The sequence below is a fragment of the Methanobacterium sp. BAmetb5 genome (assembly GCF_003491305.1).
Classification (GTDB): Archaea; Methanobacteriota; Methanobacteria; order Methanobacteriales; family Methanobacteriaceae; genus Methanobacterium.
In genome coordinates this window covers 2,314,746-2,335,108 of the sequence record NZ_CP022706.1, presented here as the reverse complement: position 1 = coordinate 2,335,108, position 20,363 = coordinate 2,314,746, and the positions used below count along the sequence as shown (strand labels likewise).

Annotated in this window: 17 protein-coding genes; 7 read left to right on the top strand and 10 right to left on the bottom strand. The window is 37.3% G+C overall.

Annotated features, from left to right (window positions below):
* A complete protein-coding gene (locus CIT02_RS11640; RefSeq protein WP_292612682.1) occupies positions 1 to 1,665 on the bottom strand; it encodes a serine hydrolase in 1,665 nt (554 codons plus the stop codon).
* Positions 1,666 to 1,974: 309 nt separating this feature from the next.
* On the opposite strand from CIT02_RS11640, the gene CIT02_RS11635 reads away from it, so the two are divergent.
* Both CIT02_RS11635 and CIT02_RS11630 read left to right on the top strand, forming a co-directional pair.
* Positions 1,975 to 3,039 carry a CPBP family intramembrane glutamic endopeptidase gene (locus tag CIT02_RS11635; protein WP_292612680.1) on the top strand — a complete coding sequence of 355 codons (1,065 nt, stop codon included), beginning with the start codon at positions 1,975 to 1,977 and terminating at the stop codon, positions 3,037 to 3,039.
* A gap of 124 nt (positions 3,040 to 3,163) precedes the next feature.
* Positions 3,164 to 3,646 (top strand): GNAT family N-acetyltransferase, encoded by a 483-nt coding sequence (locus CIT02_RS11630; RefSeq protein WP_292612678.1) that lies wholly within the window; start codon positions 3,164 to 3,166, stop codon positions 3,644 to 3,646.
* A gap of 168 nt (positions 3,647 to 3,814) precedes the next feature.
* Here CIT02_RS11630 and CIT02_RS11625 read toward each other — a convergent pair whose 3' ends face one another.
* From CIT02_RS11625 to CIT02_RS11615, 3 genes are all read right to left on the bottom strand, one after another.
* The gene (locus CIT02_RS11625) at positions 3,815 to 4,552 is read right to left on the bottom strand and encodes an ABC transporter permease (RefSeq protein ID WP_292614988.1); all 738 of its coding nucleotides are present in this window, start codon (positions 4,550 to 4,552) and stop codon (positions 3,815 to 3,817) included.
* Positions 4,553 to 4,566: 14 nt separating this feature from the next.
* Positions 4,567 to 5,556 (bottom strand): ATP-binding cassette domain-containing protein, encoded by a 990-nt coding sequence (locus CIT02_RS11620; RefSeq protein WP_292612675.1) that lies wholly within the window; start codon positions 5,554 to 5,556, stop codon positions 4,567 to 4,569.
* A gap of 87 nt (positions 5,557 to 5,643) precedes the next feature.
* Positions 5,644 to 6,930, bottom strand: coding sequence for an APC family permease (locus CIT02_RS11615; RefSeq protein ID WP_292612673.1), 1,287 nt, complete (start codon positions 6,928 to 6,930; stop codon positions 5,644 to 5,646).
* Between the two features lie 484 nt (positions 6,931 to 7,414).
* On the opposite strand from CIT02_RS11615, the gene CIT02_RS11610 reads away from it, so the two are divergent.
* Complete coding sequence (locus CIT02_RS11610) at positions 7,415 to 8,299, top strand: CPBP family intramembrane glutamic endopeptidase (RefSeq protein ID WP_292612671.1); 885 nt, start codon at positions 7,415 to 7,417, stop codon at positions 8,297 to 8,299.
* Between the two features lie 34 nt (positions 8,300 to 8,333).
* On the opposite strand, the gene CIT02_RS11605 is transcribed toward CIT02_RS11610, so the two are convergent.
* The 3 genes from CIT02_RS11605 to CIT02_RS11595 all read right to left on the bottom strand — a co-directional run bounded on the left by CIT02_RS11605 (position 8,334) and on the right by CIT02_RS11595 (position 12,637).
* Positions 8,334 to 9,155 (bottom strand): CPBP family intramembrane glutamic endopeptidase, encoded by an 822-nt coding sequence (locus CIT02_RS11605; protein WP_292612669.1) that lies wholly within the window; start codon positions 9,153 to 9,155, stop codon positions 8,334 to 8,336.
* 67 nt (positions 9,156 to 9,222) lie between these two features.
* On the bottom strand, positions 9,223 to 10,995 hold the full coding sequence (locus CIT02_RS11600; protein WP_292612667.1) for a serine hydrolase: 1,773 nt from the start codon (positions 10,993 to 10,995) through the stop codon (positions 9,223 to 9,225).
* A complete protein-coding gene (locus CIT02_RS11595; protein ID WP_292612666.1) occupies positions 10,958 to 12,637 on the bottom strand; it encodes a serine hydrolase in 1,680 nt (559 codons plus the stop codon). Before CIT02_RS11595 ends, CIT02_RS11600 begins: the two co-directional genes overlap by 38 nt.
* Positions 12,638 to 12,863: 226 nt before the next feature.
* Between CIT02_RS11595 and CIT02_RS11590 the strand changes: the two genes are divergently transcribed.
* Positions 12,864 to 13,445 (top strand): hypothetical protein, encoded by a 582-nt coding sequence (locus CIT02_RS11590; protein ID WP_292612664.1) that lies wholly within the window; start codon positions 12,864 to 12,866, stop codon positions 13,443 to 13,445.
* A gap of 356 nt (positions 13,446 to 13,801) precedes the next feature.
* Complete coding sequence (locus CIT02_RS11585; RefSeq protein ID WP_292612663.1) at positions 13,802 to 14,680, top strand: hypothetical protein; 879 nt, start codon at positions 13,802 to 13,804, stop codon at positions 14,678 to 14,680.
* 424 nt (positions 14,681 to 15,104) lie between these two features.
* Here CIT02_RS11585 and CIT02_RS11580 read toward each other — a convergent pair whose 3' ends face one another.
* Positions 15,105 to 15,599 carry a CPBP family intramembrane glutamic endopeptidase gene (locus CIT02_RS11580; protein WP_292612662.1) on the bottom strand — a complete coding sequence of 165 codons (495 nt, stop codon included), beginning with the start codon at positions 15,597 to 15,599 and terminating at the stop codon, positions 15,105 to 15,107.
* Between the two features lie 816 nt (positions 15,600 to 16,415).
* Between CIT02_RS11580 and CIT02_RS11575 the strand changes: the two genes are divergently transcribed.
* Both CIT02_RS11575 and CIT02_RS11570 read left to right on the top strand, forming a co-directional pair.
* A complete protein-coding gene (locus tag CIT02_RS11575) occupies positions 16,416 to 16,778 on the top strand; it encodes a DUF5518 domain-containing protein (protein WP_292612661.1) in 363 nt (120 codons plus the stop codon).
* 346 nt (positions 16,779 to 17,124) lie between these two features.
* Complete coding sequence (locus tag CIT02_RS11570; RefSeq protein ID WP_292612660.1) at positions 17,125 to 17,610, top strand: DUF5518 domain-containing protein; 486 nt, start codon at positions 17,125 to 17,127, stop codon at positions 17,608 to 17,610.
* Positions 17,611 to 17,674: 64 nt separating this feature from the next.
* On the opposite strand, the gene CIT02_RS11565 is transcribed toward CIT02_RS11570, so the two are convergent.
* Both CIT02_RS11565 and CIT02_RS11560 read right to left on the bottom strand, forming a co-directional pair.
* Positions 17,675 to 18,550: an MBL fold metallo-hydrolase gene (locus CIT02_RS11565; protein WP_292612659.1), complete on the bottom strand. Its 876-nt coding sequence runs from the start codon at positions 18,548 to 18,550 to the stop codon at positions 17,675 to 17,677.
* 73 nt (positions 18,551 to 18,623) lie between these two features.
* A complete protein-coding gene (locus CIT02_RS11560) occupies positions 18,624 to 20,228 on the bottom strand; it encodes a sodium:solute symporter (RefSeq protein WP_394340416.1) in 1,605 nt (534 codons plus the stop codon).
* Positions 20,229 to 20,363 lie beyond the last annotated feature (135 nt).

Genomic DNA, 20,363 nt, shown 5'->3' with positions numbered 1-20,363 from the left:
CTAAGTATCTGTGCGGTTAAAGGTTCCATTTTCCGGTGGGAAAGTGAAGGTTACGTTTACCTGGTGAGCTGAGCCATCGTGGAAATCTGTGAAATTGAAATAATGGTTATTTGTTGGATCTTCAAAGGTGGTATTACTCCAATGTTTTAAATCAAAAGGCTGGCTATTATTCCCATAGTAACAAATTAAAGTGTTACTATCCATAGTTAGGTTTACCAGACCAAATATATTACTGGAATATTCACCAACATAGGCACTTAGAGGTTGTGGATTGGGTACATATGTATCCGGAAGATCTGACTTCCAGGTGGCATCAATTGAACTTTTCCTGGAAATCCAGGGATCATAATTTTCATTACCGTTTAGTAATTCCCTGAATTTAGCATTTAAGCTGACTTTAAAACCTTCGGCATATTTTCCTCCATTGCTTAGTATAACTATACCTATGTTTTTTGAATTATAGATGGTAATCTGGCTGAAAAATGCATCACTATCCCCATCATGGAATATTGTGCCATTGGAGATTGCCCAACCATACCCGTACATTGAAATGTTTTTATTGCTAGTGTATATTTTTCCGGTGCGTGTTTCATCTAATTCCTCTTTAGAAACGATTTGCACACCATCATATTCACCAGTGTCGGCAATTTGGAATTTTAACCAGTTAACCATCTCACTTATGGACACGGCCATACTACCCGAAGGTCCTATGGGGTCGGGAATAATATCATACGCCTTCATGGTTCCGTTTTTAAGGAGTTTGTAGGGAGTTACATGATTACTTGAGCTAATAAAATCATAGTAACTGGTGGTGGCCGTGGTCATTCCCAGGGGACCCAGGAGATCCTCTTTTATCAAGTCTTTCCATTCAGTATTAGCCACCCTGGCAGCACAGTAACCGGGCAAGGCATAAATCATACTGTTATACATATACGTTGAGCGGAATTGAGTGGTATTCTCCAGGTAACGGAGTTTATAAAGGGCCGTAGTATACGAATCATTAAAATAGGTGGGGAAATCATTTCCACTTTCAGGACCCAATCCACTACGATGGATTAGGCAATCGTGGATGGTTATTTGTTCACTAGCTTCGTTACTGTATAACTGGAATTCATCCGGGTAGGAATAGTAATCGGTTATGGGATCTTTCCAATTCATTAACCCTTTATCCACTAATTGGGCAATATTTGTTGCTGCAAACTGTTTAGTGATGGAACAAATTCCAAATAGGGTATCTTCATCCACTGGTTCCTTTGATTCTAAATCTTTAACTCCTAAACAGTTCATGTACAGTATTTTATCATTTTGAACAATCACTACCGCCATACCGGGTATCAATGACTGGTTGTAATTGGCATTGATGTACTGATCAAATAAGCTGATTATATGTTCCATGGGATCAGGAGAAGGTTCAGGACCCGGTGAAGGACTCACCGATGATGAAGATTGACTATAATCTTCTGAGAAGGAAAGGAGAGATAACGATGTTGTCGGTGGGAGGATATCATTATTAGAAGTAGTATTGTCTCCAGTTTGATTAACAGGAGCCATTGCACTATTAGCGGGGATTATATTGTGATTTAGAGGATTAAAAACTAAAAAAACACCGGCAACTACCACGATCAAAGAACCTAGAACTATTCCCGACAAAACTTTATTATCCACCAACACAACCCCCCTAATAACTATATGATTGTTAGTAATTACCCATATATATATATACTATTAAGCAAAATAGGAGTTTAAAAAATTAACTCTGAACTTAATCCGAAGCTATTAAAACCCACAACGCAAGTCATTACCGTGTTCTTTTTGAAAATGAAATTAAATGAAAAATAGGAATGAAAATGTTTCTTCACCAGATATTTATATGTTAACTTTAGGAATGCATCCACACTGAGTTGCGGCTGGTGAATATTTAACAAACATAAACTAAATCATGATTACAGTTAATATAGATGAATAGGGGGTTCTATGACTACAAAAGTTATGGACAAACAAAAACTGAAAAAAGAATTGTTGTTATTCTTGATTATTACGTTTACCGCAACTATATTACTTACATTTGCTATTTATTTCATTTCAGGCCCCATATCTAGCTCACCATCTAAACTGTGGTATACATCACTTCAAGTGTGTATGCTAATACCAGCCAGTACTGCCCTATTCTGTATGTTCTACTTCAGATCAACATCCATCACCAGGGAAACAAAGATTATATTCGCATTCTTCCTGATTTATGTTATTCTATTCTGCTTTGAAAGTTATGTTAAACCCATTTTAGGAACCGTAGAAATGCCTATGGTTGCCTTACAACCGACTTCTGTGGAAATACCACTAATTTCCATGATTGTTGCCTTTACCGGAATTTTAACGGTAATCCTCTTGAACTTGAAAAAGAAATGGAGGGCCGGCCTGGAACCGGCAAAACTTTTCTGGGGAAGAAATTTAAAAAATTATCTGATTATACCCATTATCCTTTCATTAATAACCGTTTTCAGTTTTATTTTAAATTATCTTCTGGGATTGGGCCTTCCCAGTAAAAAATTTGACCTCTACCTTTTCTTTAGCACTTTGTTACCCAGCCTTACCCTTTCCTTCCTGGTATTATGGCCAAATTACTTTGGTGAAGAGTATGGGTGGAGAGTGTACCTTCAGGACAGGTTATTACCCATATTAGGGGGTTACAAAGGAGTTTTACTGCTGGGAATTATCTGGGGCCTGTGGCATGCTCCCCTAATTCTGGTGGGACTCAATTTCCCGGGACAGCCCGTGCTGGGAATTGTTCTGATGATCATTTCCACCATTATAATGGGTATCATTTTCAGTTACGCTGTTTTAAAAACTGGAAGCGTCTGGATAGCAGTGCTACTGCACCTGATTCTGGATACAATTTATCCCATAGCCCAGTATTATATTGCCACACCCTTTAATCCCGTATTCTCCTTTGGTACTGGAATTTATGGTTTTGCACTTCTCGCAGTATTGGCAGTTATTTTATTAAGGTCCCGAGTCTGGAAAATTAAAAACATGGAATGATAATGGAGTTAGGTTTTTATGGCACACTGAGGGATTTAACCACTTAATGTAACGGTAAAGTCCAGCACCACTCTCTGAATGTATATTTGCCAAATTAATCTGAATAATAGATATAGTGAAGAAAATGATAAGAAGAGCAACTTTAAATGACGTTAACCCCCTAGCCATGGTGATAATGAGGGCTTGGAAAGTAGCTTATACAGGAATCATCGACCAGGAATACATAGAAGGTATAGATAAAGATAGATATGTTTCTATTTTTAAAAATAACATTTTAAACCAGGAAGAAATAATCTTAGTGTATGATGAGAAAGGAGTGAAAGGTTTTATCTCGGGAAAAGAACAGGAGGGGAAATATGATTGTGAAATAGTTGGATTGTATGTTGATCCTGAAACCCAAGGGCAAGGCATAGGTAAACTATTATTCCAGAAAATTGAAGAAGAATTTCGGGCAAAAGGGAGAAATAACCTCATTGTGTGGACCCTCGATAAAGCTGATAACAATGATTTTTATATGAAAATGGGGGGAGTGAAAAAAGAAAATAAAACACTGTTATATGGTGGAAAATCATACAGAGGGGTGGGTTTTAGTTTTGATTTAGAATAAAAATTAATTAGAGTTTTGGAGTGTTTTAAAACCTGTGAACCAGCCGGCCCTGGCACTGCCGAATAAAGTGTACTGTTTTTAAACAATTTTAGTATAAAAAATTATTATCCTTTACCTGATCCCCTGGAAAGAGTTCTCCTAACTCCTTTATCAAGTTAATCATTTGTTTTATTGCCTTTTACTGAACGCATAGGTTCCAATAATGACCATGATCACATCGAAAGCACAGATAATCAAAATATCATACTGAAGTGGCAGTAATGGTTGCCAGTTACTTATCATTACTCCTCGCAAAGCATCCACCCCGTAGGTTAGAGGGTTAATATAAAAAGCCCATTTAATCCAGGAGGGAAGATTGGTTACGGGGAATAATGCCCCACTTAAGAAGAACATGGGCATGTTAACAAATGTTACAATAGTCCCGAAACTTTCAAGACTGGTCATTAAGCTGGCAATTATCAATCCAATACAAGTTAAACCGATTGTGATTATTATCATTAAGGGAATTGCCAAACTTATGGCGTACAGACTCAGGGGTACGCCAATGATGACTCCCAGTACGATTACAATAAGTCCCTGTATCAAGGCGGCAGTGCCAACACCAAACATTTTCCCGGCAAAGATGGAGATTCTGCCAATGGGGGCCACTAAAATTTCTTTCATGAACCCAAACTGCCTATCCCAAATAACGGATATGCCCAAAAAAATAGCTGTAAAAAGAAGTGTCTGTGCAATAATCCCTGGAAGAAGAAATTGCGTATAGTTGAATCCCGTAGCTGCCGATATGGAAAGTCCTAGACCTCCACCGAAGATCACCAGCCACAAGACAGGTGTTATCACTGAACTAACCAGTCGGGAGTGATCCCGGATGAAACGTTTGAGTTCACGTCGCCATAACGCATAAATGCCTCGGAATTCGCTTATTTTATCCTCCTCCTCATTACCGCACCCATGCCAGTAAGTGCTTTGCTGTTACCAGTATCACGGATTTCCCTACCTGTAAAATGCATGAAAACATCATTCAAGTCAGGTTCTCTTATGGTAATATTTTCAATATGCACACCTATAGACACTGCTAACTCAACAATAGGTGCAATGGCAGTATGGGCATTTTTTACACATAAATTAAGTTCTTTCTCAGTTTTTAGGATTGTATCAGCCAGTTTAACTTCAGTAAGCTTACTGGATAACAGCTCATTATTACTAGATTCAATAATAATGGTTTCACCCTCCAATTCACTTTTAAGGTTTTGAGGAGCGTCCAGAGCAATGATCCTGCTTTGATCAATAATTGCTATTCTATCACAGAGTTTATCTGCTTCTTCCATGTAATGAGTGGTAAGAATGATGGTAATATTTTCCCGCTTCTTTAAATCCCTTATATAATTCCATATATGGTCACGACTCTGGGGATCAAGGCCTATGGTGGGTTCATCCAGGAACAACACTTTAGGATAATGTATTAAGCTTCTTGCAATCTCCAATCTACGTCTCATCCCACCAGAATAGGTGTTAACAAAATTTGAGGCACGATCGGTTAACTCGACCAATTTTAATACTTCATCAATTCTAGAATTCATCACATCACGTGGCACGTCATACAGATCGGCATGCAACTGCATATTTTCCATACCCGTAAGTCGATCATCAATACTGGGGTCCTGAAAAACTATGCCTATTGAACGCCGCACCTCTGCTGCCTCCAGACGGATATCATGACCTTCAACCTTAGCTGTTCCCGATGAGGGCTTTAAAATAGTACATAACATGGAGATGAATGTGCTTTTACCAGCGCCGTTAGGACCTAACAATCCAAATATTTCACCTTTATCCACTTCCAGATTCACATCATCTACAGCTGTTAAAGATCCAAATCTCTTTGTCAGGTTTTTAGTTTCAATTGCTTTCATAATTCCATCCTTTACCAGTTAACAGTTTGGAATTTAAGCATACTATTATAATTTAAGTCCTGCTACCTTATGAAAGCTTTTCTCTTTCTAAGTTCGGGGGTGGAACTTTCTGTATATCCACTCGAAAAGGAAAGAAAAAAGGACTGCTGCACACAGAACAATGAGGGTTAATGGAGAGTTATAGGCTTCGTAATAAGCTAAAACTAAAAATGAGAATAAACATCCTAAAATCGCCAGATAAATGATGTATTTATTAGCTCCAGTGTCTTGGTAAAGTTTGAGATGGGCGAAATTTACACCAGCATAAATTATTAAAAAGGCTGCACTTCCCATCATAGCAATACTACTCAGGTTCAGGAAAAATATCAAAAGGATGATCAGGACACTGGTAACTAACAAGCCCTCTTTACCCTCCAGCCATAATTTCCTATTGAAAACTTCTGGTAATTCTCCATTTTTAGCCATTAGATAACTCACATTAGCCCCACCATATAAGGTTGCGTTAATAGCCGACGAAGTGGAAAATAAAGCGGCCAAGACCATTATGGTAAAACCAATAGAACCTGCAAATGGTGCTGCAGCTGCTGCTAAAGCATAATCTGCAGTTTTTGAAATCTCGGGGATGGATAGATTTCCCACAACCGCAACGGAAACAGCTAAATATATCAATATTACCAGGATAACTGAGATATAAAGAGCTCGAGGTATGTTTTTTCGTGGTTCTTCAATGTCTTCAGCTGCATTAGTTATTAAACCAAAGCCTTCGTAACCTAAAAAGAGCAAAGCCGCACCAATAAATATATTACCTAAGTTAGGCTGTGCAGAAATTGATAATAATGCTGGTTTAATAAAAAAGAATCCTATGAATGCGAATATTAATAGTATAGCTACCTTTATCCCTACAATTAACGTTTCTGATCTTCCTACGGCTTTAGGACCTACAAAATTAATCAAAGTGAATATCACAATTATGAGAATGGCAAAAACATCCACCCCGATCTTAAAAAGATCCGGAGGGAGAAAAGTAGCAGCGTAACTGCCAAATGCCTCGGCATAAACCGCTAAAACAAAAACATATCCCAAGTAAAGTAAAAAGTTAAAGCCGCCACTTAAAACTCCCCCTCCAAAACCACGAATTAAAAACTCCACAGGACCACCTGCAGAAGGGTATTTTGAGCTAAGTTTAGCGTAAGAATAAGTACTCAAAAGCGCAATCATTCCCCCCAAAATAAAGGACAAATAGACGACATTACCCACTATGTTGGTTGCAATTCCTAAAACTGCAAAAATACCGGCCCCTATCATTCCCCCAATCCCTATAGATATGGCAGACCATAACCCGATAGCCTTTTTACTAGAAGCCTCGTTTTTCACAGAACCCCACCTAAATTTAGACTTATCTACAATTATAGTTATTTAACCCATCATTTATACCTGAAGTAAGATTAATCTCCCCTTATTAAATCAAGAAAAATTTAGAACTCATAAACAGCCTCACCTTACACTGCACAAATCATATCAGTTCAAATTTTCCCAGAATTAATAAATTTAGACTATGAGACTCGTTATAAAAGATACTTGTAACAGCGAGTGAAAACCCCGTGCTGAGTCCAAATGTTAAACATGACAGTCATGAAAAACCCACCTAAAGAAGAAAGTAATAAAAATTAATATATGGGATTATTTAAAGATTAATATTTAATATTGATCAGGGGGGATCCATATTAATAATCCGGATTTAAATAGGGGACAGTTAAAGAAGGAACTCTTGGTTTTTTTAATTATTACCTTTGCCGCGACTTATCTTCTTCAATTCGTTGTTTTTATGTTTGGTTTAAAATCTGTTTCGGGGACAGATATGCTGATTCCGGCAACAGTGGCCATAATCTGTATGTTCCTTTTTAAATCCAAAGCTCTAAGCAGAGAAACCAAGATTATTTTCGCGTTCTTTTTGGTTTATACAATACTATATTTCTTTGAAGGATATGTCACCCCCATTATGGGGAGTTTAGGCGGGGCATTACCTCTCTTCTCCTCTATTATTGCAATTTTGGGACTGATTACTGCGATAATATTGAACCTGAAAAAGAAGTGGAGAAAAGGACTTACACCCTCCAAATTATTCATTGGAAATAATCTTAAATTCTATATCATCATACCCGTGATCTATTTTGTTCTACTCTTGGTAAGTCTAATTCTTAACTATGTCTTTGGTTTAGGTGTTCCTGGAAAAGAATTTAATTTGACTAAATACTTTATGTCCTTTATAACCCTTACAATTATGTATGGCCTATTATTCTGGCCTACATTTTTTGGAGAAGAATTCGGATGGAGAGTGTATCTCCAGGACAGATTATTCTACATTTTTGGAGGATATAAAGGCGTTTTAATACTTGGAATAATATGGGGGGTATGGCATAGTGCGACAATCATACTGGGAAGCAATTATCCGGGACAACCAGTACTTGGAAATATAGCTATGATATTCGGTACAATAGTAATGGGAATTATTTTCAGTTATGCTGTATTAAAGACCGGAAGTGTCTGGATAGCTGTATTACTGCACTTAATTACTGATGTTGCAGGAGGACCACCAGCTAACATGTTTATAGCAACTCCAGTAGACTCAGTATTCTCCTTCGGCCCCGGAATTTATGGTATGGCAATTATGGCCATATTTGCACTAGTACTGTTAAAATCCAACCTCTGGAAAAAGGAGAACATACCGGAACCGAGTACTTGAAAAAATATTTAAAAATAAATAAAAAGGATAAGAATTATCCTGCGGGTTTATCCGTCTTAATTATTCTTAGATCAGGTAATCGATCCCTGTAGTACCATAATATGATTACCAGTATGAGCATGGGTATTATGGTGATAATTCCTGATTCTCCCACATAATATGCTGATGTTCCACCAGCAAATAATGGAGTAAATACTTTTATCATATTGTTATCGAGTCCATGCCATAACACCACCGGCCAGATACTACCAGATTTCAATCTGAACCATGCTAATACAAAGGCAAATAAGATGTTTCCAACGAAGAATATGGGTAACGACCACCATAATGGAACTTCTGCAACATAGGACCCCATTAATATAACTGGGAAATGCCAGAGCGCCCATATTATACCGCTGAGAAATCCTATTTCCGTAAATGAATTGGTTAATTTAGCAAGTTGAGGTACCAGAAAACCTCTCCAACCAATCTCCTCACCCAATCCTAAGAATATACTGACTATAATACTGAAGATTAATAAATTTCCAAATTTTCCAGTATAAGTTCCAAGACCCCCTCCTATTAGCCAGAACAATCCATAGGTACAGATACTCAACAATACCGGCAGGACAATACCCAGAGCCAAATATTTAATTTTCCCCGGTCCCCATCCAAAACCCTTAATACTCCTGAAAAATATTAAAGCAGTAACTATGGCGGCAATTCCCGGGGTCCACATTAATAATAGGTTATAGGCAAATGTCATTCCAGTACTAACCATTAAAAACCAGATAACACCACTAATGGCAAAAGTAAGTAGCACAAAACAAATAATGGATTTTTTAACTGTTGAAATATTTTCTTTTGCATTTTCCATTAAATCCCTCATTAAATTTCGATACATAACCTTATTCTAACTTCACAATAGAGAAAATAGGAGAGTTTCAGGTGCTATTGGTACGGTTGAATGTTGTTGTACTGTTAGATGGATAAGTGGTATAGTCCGGCAGTGAAACTGCTAATTTATTAGTCTTATCATTGGAAATGTCGGTGAAGTTAAATGTAAAATCGTTGTACGGTTCATTAAACACATCACCATTGAAATGCTCTAAATTAAAGTTTTGGTTATTGGTTCCATAATTACAGATCAAAGTGTCGTTTGATGATGTGATAGTTATGTTTCCACAGACCATGTTGGAATAAACACCAACATAACCAGTTAAATTTAGTGTTGAACCCACTAAAGGTGGTGAGGGAGACTCGGGTTTCCATACAGCGTCAAGTGCATTTTTAGTAGCAGGCCATGGATCAAAATCTTCATTACCAATTAATAACTGCCTGAATTTAGAATCTAAGATACTTCTGAAATTGTTGGCATATACTCCTCCATTGGTCAATATTACTATGCCCAAATTCTGTGATGGATAAATTGTAATTTGGGCATGGAAATCCGTGCTATCTCCGGGGTGGCTTATATAATATGGAAGATTTTCATCTTCAGGATGGATAAACCAGCCTAGACCATATTCTGAACCATACATGGCCGATTCAGTGGGGTCAGAAATATTTATCTGTGGGGTGCGTGTTTCATCTAACTCCTTTTTAGAAACAATTTGCACGCCTTCATAGTAGCCTGTATCGGCTATCTGGAACTCCAACCAGTTGGCCATCTCACTTATGGAACTGTATATACTTCCTGCGGGTCCAACTGGATCAGGGATAATATCATAGGGCACCATGGTGCCGTTTTTAAGAAGTTTATAAGGTGTGGCATGGTTGGATGAATTCAAGAAATCCACGTAGCTAGTAGTTGTAGTGGTCATTCCCAATGGATCCAGGAGGTTTTCCCTGATTAATTCATTCCAAGTAGTATTATTTGCCTGTGCTGCACAATAACCCCCCAATGCATAAACCAAACTATTATATGCATATGTACTGCGGAAAGCAGTGGCATTCTCTACGTATCGGAGCTTAAAAATAGCCTCATCAAATGAATCATTAAAGTATGTAGGATACTCATTTCCCAGTTCCCTACTTAATCCACTGTTATGCATCAAAACATCTTTGATAGTGATATTATTGCTGACATAAAAATCATTGTACAACAGGAATTCATCTGGAACTCGATAGTACTTAGCTATGGGATCTTCCCAGCCCATCAACCCTTTATCTACTAACTGGGCGATATTGGTTGAAGTAAATTGTTTGGATATGGAACATATTCCAAATAAAGTATTCTCGTCAACTGGTTCTCCAGAAGATAGATCTTTTGCTCCTAATGTATTCATGTAAATTATTTTACCATTTTGGACTATAACTACCGCCATACCCGGTATCAAAGATTGATCATAATTAGATGTAAGATAAGCATCAAAAAGACTGATGATATGATCCATAGAATCTGGAGTAGGGGTTGGCCCGGACTTTGGATTTGAGTAGGATGAGGGCCTAGGAGCAGAGTTTAGCTGGTTATATGGAAGCACAGTTAAAGTCAATTGACTGGTTGACGGTGTTGTGTTAGTAATATTGTTATTTGTTGTGTTATTGGTGGCTTTATTAACTGGAGGTGTATTAAAATCATGATTACAAAATAATATGCCTGCAAAAACTATTATAGCGCAAACCAGGAATACTCCACTTATAATTTTAATATCCATTAAGCGATCCTCCATTATATGTCTAAGTACTATTTGTACGGTTAAATATTGAAGTTTCATCTACTCCTTCGGATAGTTGTTTTAGAGTTAATTGTGTAACGTTTCCTTCACTATCATTGAAGGTTAAATAATTGCCTAAGACGGGGTCTTTAAAGGTGTTGTTGTTCCAATGTACCAATTCAAATGGTCTGGGATTAACACCGAAATAGCCGTACAAATTGTTATTGGATAGTGTAACGTTTATGTTTCCGTAGAACTCATTACTATAAACGCCAACAAAGCTACTTAACGGCAGTGTAGTATTATATATAGGTGGTGTGGGCGGCACAGGTTTCAATGACTCTGCAGTTTTGTTTTTTTCTGCAGGCCATGGATCACTGATTTCATTACCCCCTAATAAATCCATAAATTTATTATTTAGGGCTGTTCTGAAGGCACCACCATAATCTCCTCCATTGGTATTGATTACTATTCCTAAACCTTTTGATGGATAAATTGTAACCTGGCTTCTAAACGCGTCAAGAGCTCCGCTGTGTTTGAAAGAAGAATTGTCATTGGCAATACCCCACCCAAAACCATAACTATATAATTCATTCATCTTCATTTGTCCTGTGTGTGTTTCGTCAAACTCAGTTTTATTTAAGATTTTAACTCCCTCATAATACCCTGTAGCGTTTATCTGGAACTTCAACCAGTTGCTCATCTCATTTATGGAGACGAACAAACCTCCTGCAGGGGCAATAGTATCAGGATTAACTTCAAACGGTAGCATGGTACCGTTTGAAAGTAGATAATACGGAGTAACATGATTTGATGAATTCATAAATTTATAGTAACTAGTAGTTGCAGTAGTCATTCCCAATTTTTCCAAGAGGTTTGTCTCGAAAAATTCATTCCAAGTCATGTTAGTCACACTTTCTGTAGCATAACCCGGTAAAGCATAAATTAAGTTATTGTATTGGAATGTACTACGGAATTGAGTATTATTCTCCCTGTAACGAAGTTTTCCTAGGGTGAAATTCAAATAAGGTTGATTAAATCCAGCCCATATAAGATCTCCATCATATGTAGGTAGTCCGCTTCGATGAAGAAAAGCATCTCTGATGGTCATATTAGTGGTGACATAATCGCTGTACAACTTGAAATCTGAAGCATTAAAGAATTTATATAAAGGATCATCCCAACTCATTAATCCAGCACTCACCAGTTGTCCCACGTTGACAGCCGTAAAGGACTTAGTATTAGAACCTATCCCAAATAAAGTATTCTCATCAACAGGTTCCCCTGAAGATAGATCTTTTACTCCTAATGTATTCATGTAAATTATTTTACCATTTTGGACTATAACTACCGCCATACCCGGTATCAAAGATTGATCATAATTAGATGTAAGATAAGCATCAAAAAGACTGATGATATGATCCATAGAGTCCGGAGTAGGGTCAGGCTTAGGTGTTGGATTTGGTGTAGGTGCAGATTGATAATTTGAGAATGGAATTAAAGTTATAACAGAGTTAGATAAAGGAGAAAAATTATTATTAGTAGTGGTGGTATTATTTTTTATAGTTTGGTTATTTGTGCTTACAGTAGGGGTATTTACTCCAGATGTCTTCGGATTTGTTGAATTAAAAAACATTACACCTATTACACCTACTATAATTACAAAAATTATTATTATTCCACCCAAAGTTTTATTATCCAATTTCAATCCTCCAACTAAAGAATTAATATGCTATTTTCCGGTTAATTTGCATTTAACTGGCAAGTCTCTCTCAAAAGTTTATTCTTATGCGCAATTATTTATAGTTTATTTGCACGACATGCGTATGACATACGTATGTTTTTATATTATACGTGAAGATAAGTTTTAAGAAAGGATTAAAAAATACTAAAAATAATAAAGAATAAGGGAAAAAGGAGTTATAAATATGAAAAAACGTCGTATTAACACTACTATCTCCCAAGAACACTACAAATTACTTAAAAAGCACGTAGAAAAACATGGAACACAACAAAAAGTCTTAGAAACCGCCATAGAATGCTTGGAAAACAATTCAAAACAGTACCCCCCATTATCTATTGAAGAAAAGTTTTGGATGAGGATAGGGAGAGAAATAAAAGATTTATTAGTGATTTTCAATAAAAACACGGCTAGAATGTTATTAGAAACTGCTGATATTGAGGGTTTTAGAGAATATGTTAATGATCAAAAACCATTGGAGTTCACATGTGAATGGTGGTATAATAAACCGATTAAAGAGTTAAGTTTACAGGAATTAGTCGATGGAATAATCATGGGTATGAATATTTTAGGTCCCAAAGACACCATAAATCATATAGAAAATGATGACTGCCATACCATAATCATAACTAACAATTTAGGCATTAATATGGCTAAAATTATGGCAATGGAGTTTGAAAGCTTGTTTAAAAGTTACAATACCCAGGCTGAAATTCATTTCTCAAAAAGGGCTGTTTTTTTAAAAATATTTAAAAGATCTAATGATTGAATTAATGAATTGATTTTGTTAATTATTGGTTAATTCAAATTTAATTAATTAATATTCCAATATTGACTAAATATTCTAAAACCATTAAAAAAAAAAAAACTTATTTTCCAAATAATCCCAATTTAGACCTTTGAATAGGGTTAAATGGAATCTATAATAAATTCATTTAGTAATTCACTAAAAATAGCTAAATTAGATTTAATCCATTAAATTTATGTAAAACATTTTTCAAACCATGTGAAACTGGAACACCTTAATTACAGACAAAGGGTGTCCACATAAGTTTTTCTAGAATAGAATAAATATTCCTGAAATATAAGATTGTAAATGATATGTTTGGAGGGGGAGACTAGATAATGAAAGAACAAGCTGATAAAATCTTTGGTTACTTAGTGGATACTTATAAAGAAGGAAACCTCTACAAATATGGTTCTTTTCATGTGGTTGAGTTACATGGAAGTTATCGAGATATGGGCCGCCAGTACGGTGCTTTACGTAAAGATGTTTTAAATGAAATATACCAAATCATGAGCCAGGATACGTCCTGGTTATCCTCTTTCAAAATAAAGGATCTGAAGGATTTAGAACAACCAAATATGGAAAAATATGCACTATATCCAAACTACAATGAAATCATTCAGGGGATTGCAGAGACATCAGGGCTGGGAAACAAAGCATATGTAGTTGCCAGTATAACGAAAGAACTTTATATTATGCAACAAACCATGCTAAATGCACAATCACAGGGACAATGTTCATTTAATGCCACATGGGGACCTTATACAACAGATTCTCACATGATAGCTGGAAGAAACTATGATTTGGGCCCGGATTTAGCCAATTATACAGAGGTAGTGGTGTACAATTTCGATGATGGAACTATACCCGTTGCAATATTAGGGTATGTAGGATCAGTTTATGTCACCTCCGCTTTAAATAAAGAAGGTGTTTTTCTAGAGTTAAACAACGGAGAAATATGTGCTCAGCGATTAGATAATTCAAATTTATCCTGGAATGAATTTCTAGAACATATCCAGAAAAATTTGTCTAAAAAACCAGAAGAAGAAGAAGAAGAAGAAGAAAAATTGGAATTTGATCCTAATTTAGAACTTTTTAAATTGGTTCAAAAGTCTGCAGATCTGGATGAGTTGGATAAAAATTTCCAGGGTATAAACACCCCCGGAGGCATTATTATCAATGTAGCCAGTAATGATGGGTCTTATTCCTATGAATAGACCCCACAAGATAATAAAAGGAGAACACCCGATGCAAATGGTGCATTAACAGCAACCAATTGGTTTGTTAATCAATCCTGGGGACTTGAACCGATACAACCCGGAAGTGAAGAGGACCTGATCATCTCCTGGAGCATCCTCAGGAGAACAAATATTTTAACCCTTAATGAAAAGAATAAAGGACAAATCACTCCCGAAACTATGAAAGAGATAATAAGTACGCCCCTTGAAAAAGGAGGGCCTTTTATTGATCAAGGAACATCCTATCAAATGGTAATAGAACCTGAAGAATTAAAAATATGGTTCAATGTTCCACATCATATGGAATGGACATTTATTGATTTAAAAAAACATTTCTAAAAGTTTAATACGTATACCCCCACTTTCGCACATCACTTCCAAATTTTCAATTCAGAGTTTATTTTTAACTGACACTATTTTCCTGATCCTTCTTAATCAAAGTATCCGGCAATTTATCTCTCCATGTCCAGAAAATGAATGCAAACAGTAAGATAGCTACCACAGTGAAGACTCCGGTTTCTCCTAAATAGTATTTGGTTATCCCGGTTTGCATGGTCATTGGATCAAAAATGAATTGCAAGAATAGATTATTACTGGCATGGAATAACACTGCTGGCCACAGACTGCCCGATTTCAAACGGAACCATGCCAGTAAAAAACTCATTCCAATTATCGCTACAGTAAACACTGGCAGAGCATACCATAAAGGAGTATCTGCATTATATATGCCAAATATCATTCCCGGATAGTGCCAGACAGCCCAAATAATTCCAGTTATTAACGCCACCTTGGTGAATGATGTTATTTTGGCCATCTGAGGTACAAGGAAACCACGCCAACCAATTTCTTCCCCCAAAGCAGTCAGGACACAAGTTAAAGTCCCAGATATCACCGCCATAAACACCCCAATAGGAGCTATCCCTCCTTTTAAGGTGCCGGGATTTAAAATCCAGAAAAAACCAAAAGAGACCAAAGCATAAATTAGGGGAATGAAATAAGCTCCTATAAGATATTTAACCTTACCCGGTCTCCATCCAAACTCTCTAATACTCCTATAAAAAATTAAGCTAGTTATTATGGCGGCAATTGCGGGGCACCACATTACAAGATAAACATAAAACTGGCTATTCCCTCCGGTAACCATAAGATAATAAAAAATACTGCTTAAACCGAAATTCAAAATTAAAAAGGTTATTATTGCTTTTTTTATTTTTCCAACAGATTCCATTTAATCATTTCCCCACAAATTTAAATATAAATGAAACATATCTGATTAATAATAAATTTTTCCTTTCAGTTCTTATTGATAAAGTTACTTATAATAAATTTGTTTATTAGTACCCACTCTAGATAAAAATTTTTCAATAGTACACTGTATTCTAGGCCCATCCACATTGCAGACAAAAGTGTCCGCATAACGCATTTTTATAAGAGAATTCCACGGATAACCTATTTGTGATCACTAATAAAAATTAATGATAATATTTTTCTAAAAAAAATTCTTTAATCACAAATATAAATCACAATTATTTTATAAAAGTTTGCCTATAGTATAATTTAAAAATTAATAAGCATAACATCGTTCACAGATGGAACTAAAAACGCTGGTAATTAATTTTTTATTACTCTTTCCAATGACACCTCGGATACTCCGATAGTTACATTTTTTTCAGAATTCAAATTCATTATTATCATGGTTTGAAGGTGTTATAATATGGTAGAAATAAAATGGGGTACTGTGAGAAGGGGATTAGTGTTATCACTAATCTTATGGCTTATTCTTCGAGAAGTTGCAGGGGATATCGGAGGCATAATTGGATTTATCATAGCCACGATATTTGTCGGTTACAAAGCTGATGAAGGTTATAAAAACGGTGCAATACATGGAGCACTAGTTGGTATGGTTGGCGGTATTATAGGTGGATTAATCATACTAGTATTATACCTCATCGGGTTAGGAGACATAGCAAAACAGCTTTGGCCAGTTACAGGAGTAATAGAAGCCATCATAGCCATAATCCTGTATGCAATTGTAGGGGCCATTGGTGGTACCATCGGCTCAGCCATCAATAAATAGGTCAACTGCATGATAAAAATAGGGTATTTCATTATATTCTTGAATTGTAAATTTTAAAATTATTTCCAGCCCTCATGAACAGCGACCACCCTACATTGCGACCAAAGGTGTCCGCAAAAAGCATTCCAGAATAGAAAGAAGAAATAAGTTAAGTAATGTAATACCCTTATATATTTAATTCAAATATCCCTTGACTAAATCGCTGTTTTTTTTAAAATATAATTGATCTATAAATTACATAGAAAGGTTCTCAAATTAGTCTTAGGCCAACGTAATTGAATTCCAAATTTTTGTAATATATCTTAATTAACAACAAGTTTAGATTAATTATAAGGGGCGATTAAATTTGGTAATTGCAAAATGCAAAGAATGTGAAAAAGAATACCAGTTGAACTCTAGTGATAATCTTGGAGATTTTCAATGTGAATGTGGTGGGGAATTGGATTATTTTGATAATTTCGAAGTTGAAAATGGGAATTCAATAAAAATGAAAAGGATTCATTGGAATACTTTAATATTAGGAATTATTGTAACTGCATTTCTTGGTTTTTTATTGGGTTTAATTGGATGCATAATAGCTACACTATGTGTTGGTTACTCAGTTGATAGAGATTACAAGAATGGTGCTGTTCATGGAGCATTAGCCGGATTCATCGGTGGGTTCATAGCAGTCAACATTGGCAATATCATAAGTATTATTTTGCCAAGCAATACCAATACAGAATTTGGTCTTCTTATGATAGGAACATTGATGGGCTTTATTATCTTATATGGATTTACTGGTGCCATCTGTGGAGCTATCGGAGCATTTATAAAACAAAAAAGAAGTTAAAACTTTTAAATAATTATTATTTTCAGGTAAGTTATTAGTTATATGAATGACATTTAAAAAAATTTTAAAACTGCTTTAATATCTCGTGACCAGCGATCACCCTAACCTGAGGATACTCCCCTAAAAAATTGATTATTCTCTCCAGACTTTTCTGGGCTAGATCCACATTCCAGGTGTAGTCACTGGGGGCCACACCCCTCTCCAGGTTTTCGTGGATGAACGCAGCGTCCATGGTCAGTAAAACAGGACCCCCCAATCCATTCACCAGGAAAGAACTGTGTCCAGGGGTGTGTCCCGGTGTATGGATGGCCCATAGCGACCCATCACCCAACAGATCCACACTGGCACCTAGCAGGGGCATTTCCGGTGCCTGGGAGTAATCGATTTCCAGTAACTCTTCCAGCCCCTCTAAGAAGTCACCGTGTATTTGGGGCTGGTATTCCTGGTATTCCCCTTTTCCCGTTATATAAGGGATGTTTTTAGATAGTTCCCTGACTCCTGCTGCATGATCACTGTGCAAGTGACTTAAAAAAACCATTTGGGGATTGATATCATTGTTTTTCAGGTGATGGGCTATATTTTCGTGCCTATCCTGCTGATATTCATCAACTGCAGTTCCCTCTAATCCCCCACGGGGATGGGCGAAGTAGGATGAATCCAATCCCACATCCAGAAGAAAATCACCCTTTTCCTGGTGGTGGACCCAGTGGGCCAGGATGGGCACTTCCAGTTCTTGACTGACAATATCAACAGCCAAGGGGTGATGAGGATTAATAGTTCCCTTCCGGTTAATTATCACTGTCCCGGTTTTGAAGCTCTCTACTTTAACTGGACAGGGACTCTGGAAAACATCATCCCAGGTTTTTTTATCGGATTCTTTATAAAGGAACGGTTGGATTTTCATGGTTAATCCTACCTTATCTTTCATAATCCATTTCATAACCTACCTAATTTCCCCATAACCTAATTCCTAACCTAATTTCATCATATACCTACTAATTCCATTTATTCTATTATTTTCCCTTGGCCGTGTCTATACCTTCAAAACATTTATCCACAAATTCCTTTTCTGGAGGTTTGGTGAGTAAACTGACCACAATGGTGGCAATGATAGCCACTGGTAGGGCAATCACCATGGGATCCACTGTGGGCCAGGGAACCGAGGTTATGATAGTGGAATGTCCCATAAGTGCTTTGGAAATCCCCAGTGGCTCAGCTGTTTTCTTGTAACCGAATATAATCCAGAATAAACTGACCAGTGTTCCGGACAGTAATCCGGCAATTGCTCCTTCCTTGGTGGCCCTTTTCCAGTAGACTGCAGCCACGTATATTGCCAGGAATGCTGCAGCCGTGATTCCGAACCACATGGAGGTTCCTACTGCCACTACACTGGCTGGTAAGATGAATCCCATAATCACCGCAATAATCACCGCAATAACGATCCCGATCCGGGCTACCCTTACCGAGGATATTCCAGTTTTATTGACAATGGTTTCATAGATATCCCTCCCAAATGCTGTTCCCTGCACATGGAAATTGGCCGAGAGGGTGGACATGGCTGCGGATAAGAGGGCGACCATAAATAGGTAAGCAAACCATAAAGGCATGGCCGCGGCGATGAAGGTTGGTATGACCTTATCCAGGTTTCCCCCCGCAGCCTGAACTGCAGTTTGGCCGGTTGTCTGGAAGAAGTAGACATTGGAAAGTGAACCCACCACATAGGCCCCGAAGGTCATCACGAATATGAAAACCCCACCAATCAGGACTGCTCGGTTTAATTCACGGTTAGATTTGACAGTCATGAAACGGACCACGAGCTGGGGCTGGGATAATACTCCAATACCCACACCCATAATCAGACTGGATACCAGTGTCCACCAGAAAGTGCTCCCCAGAGCAGGCATGGAAGTCCAGCCCGTGAATCCTGTGGCAGTGGCTGCCGCAGTTGTATTAGCCGGTACAATATTCACCAGATTGGTTAAGGCCTGGTTGGCGTCAACCACACCCCCTAACATCCAGTAAATTGCACCCAATAAAAATATCATCCCAAAGAACATTATACTTCCCTGCAGGGCATCGGTGTACATGACACCACGTATTCCCCCAAAAATAACATAAATGGCTACAATGGCTGCCATTACCACCAGAGCTATGTTATAATCAAGCTGCAGGGTTGTTTCCACAAAGCGGGCCATTCCCACCAGAACTACCGAGGCATAGATGGGCATTCCAATAAAGATAACTGCCCCGGAGAAGTACTGAATAAATCGGCTGTTAAAACGTCGGGATAAAAATTCAGGGAAGGTTAAGGCATTTAAATTGTGTCCCATTCTTCGGGTTCGTTTACCAAAGAATACGAAGGCTATGAATATCCCCACCAGGATGTTTAGAAAGACCAGCCACAGGATGCCCATCCCATAATTGGCAGCCACTCCTCCAAATCCAACAATAGCCGCTGTGCTGATGAAGGTAGCCCCATAACTCAGAGCCATGATGAAGGGGTGGGTTTCCCTGCCCGCCACCATGTAATCATCGGCACTCTTGGTCCTACGCCATGCAATGTATCCTATATACCCATTTATCAGGAGAAATATCAAAACAACAACAGTCAATACCATTAAGTCCACTTAATCACAACCTATCCTCTTATAACAATTTTATCATTATTAATCACGATTATTGAATTTCTGGCGACCCTATATATACTTTGACTTGTGGAGGCCAGTTAATATTAATCCAGTTAAATTTATCAT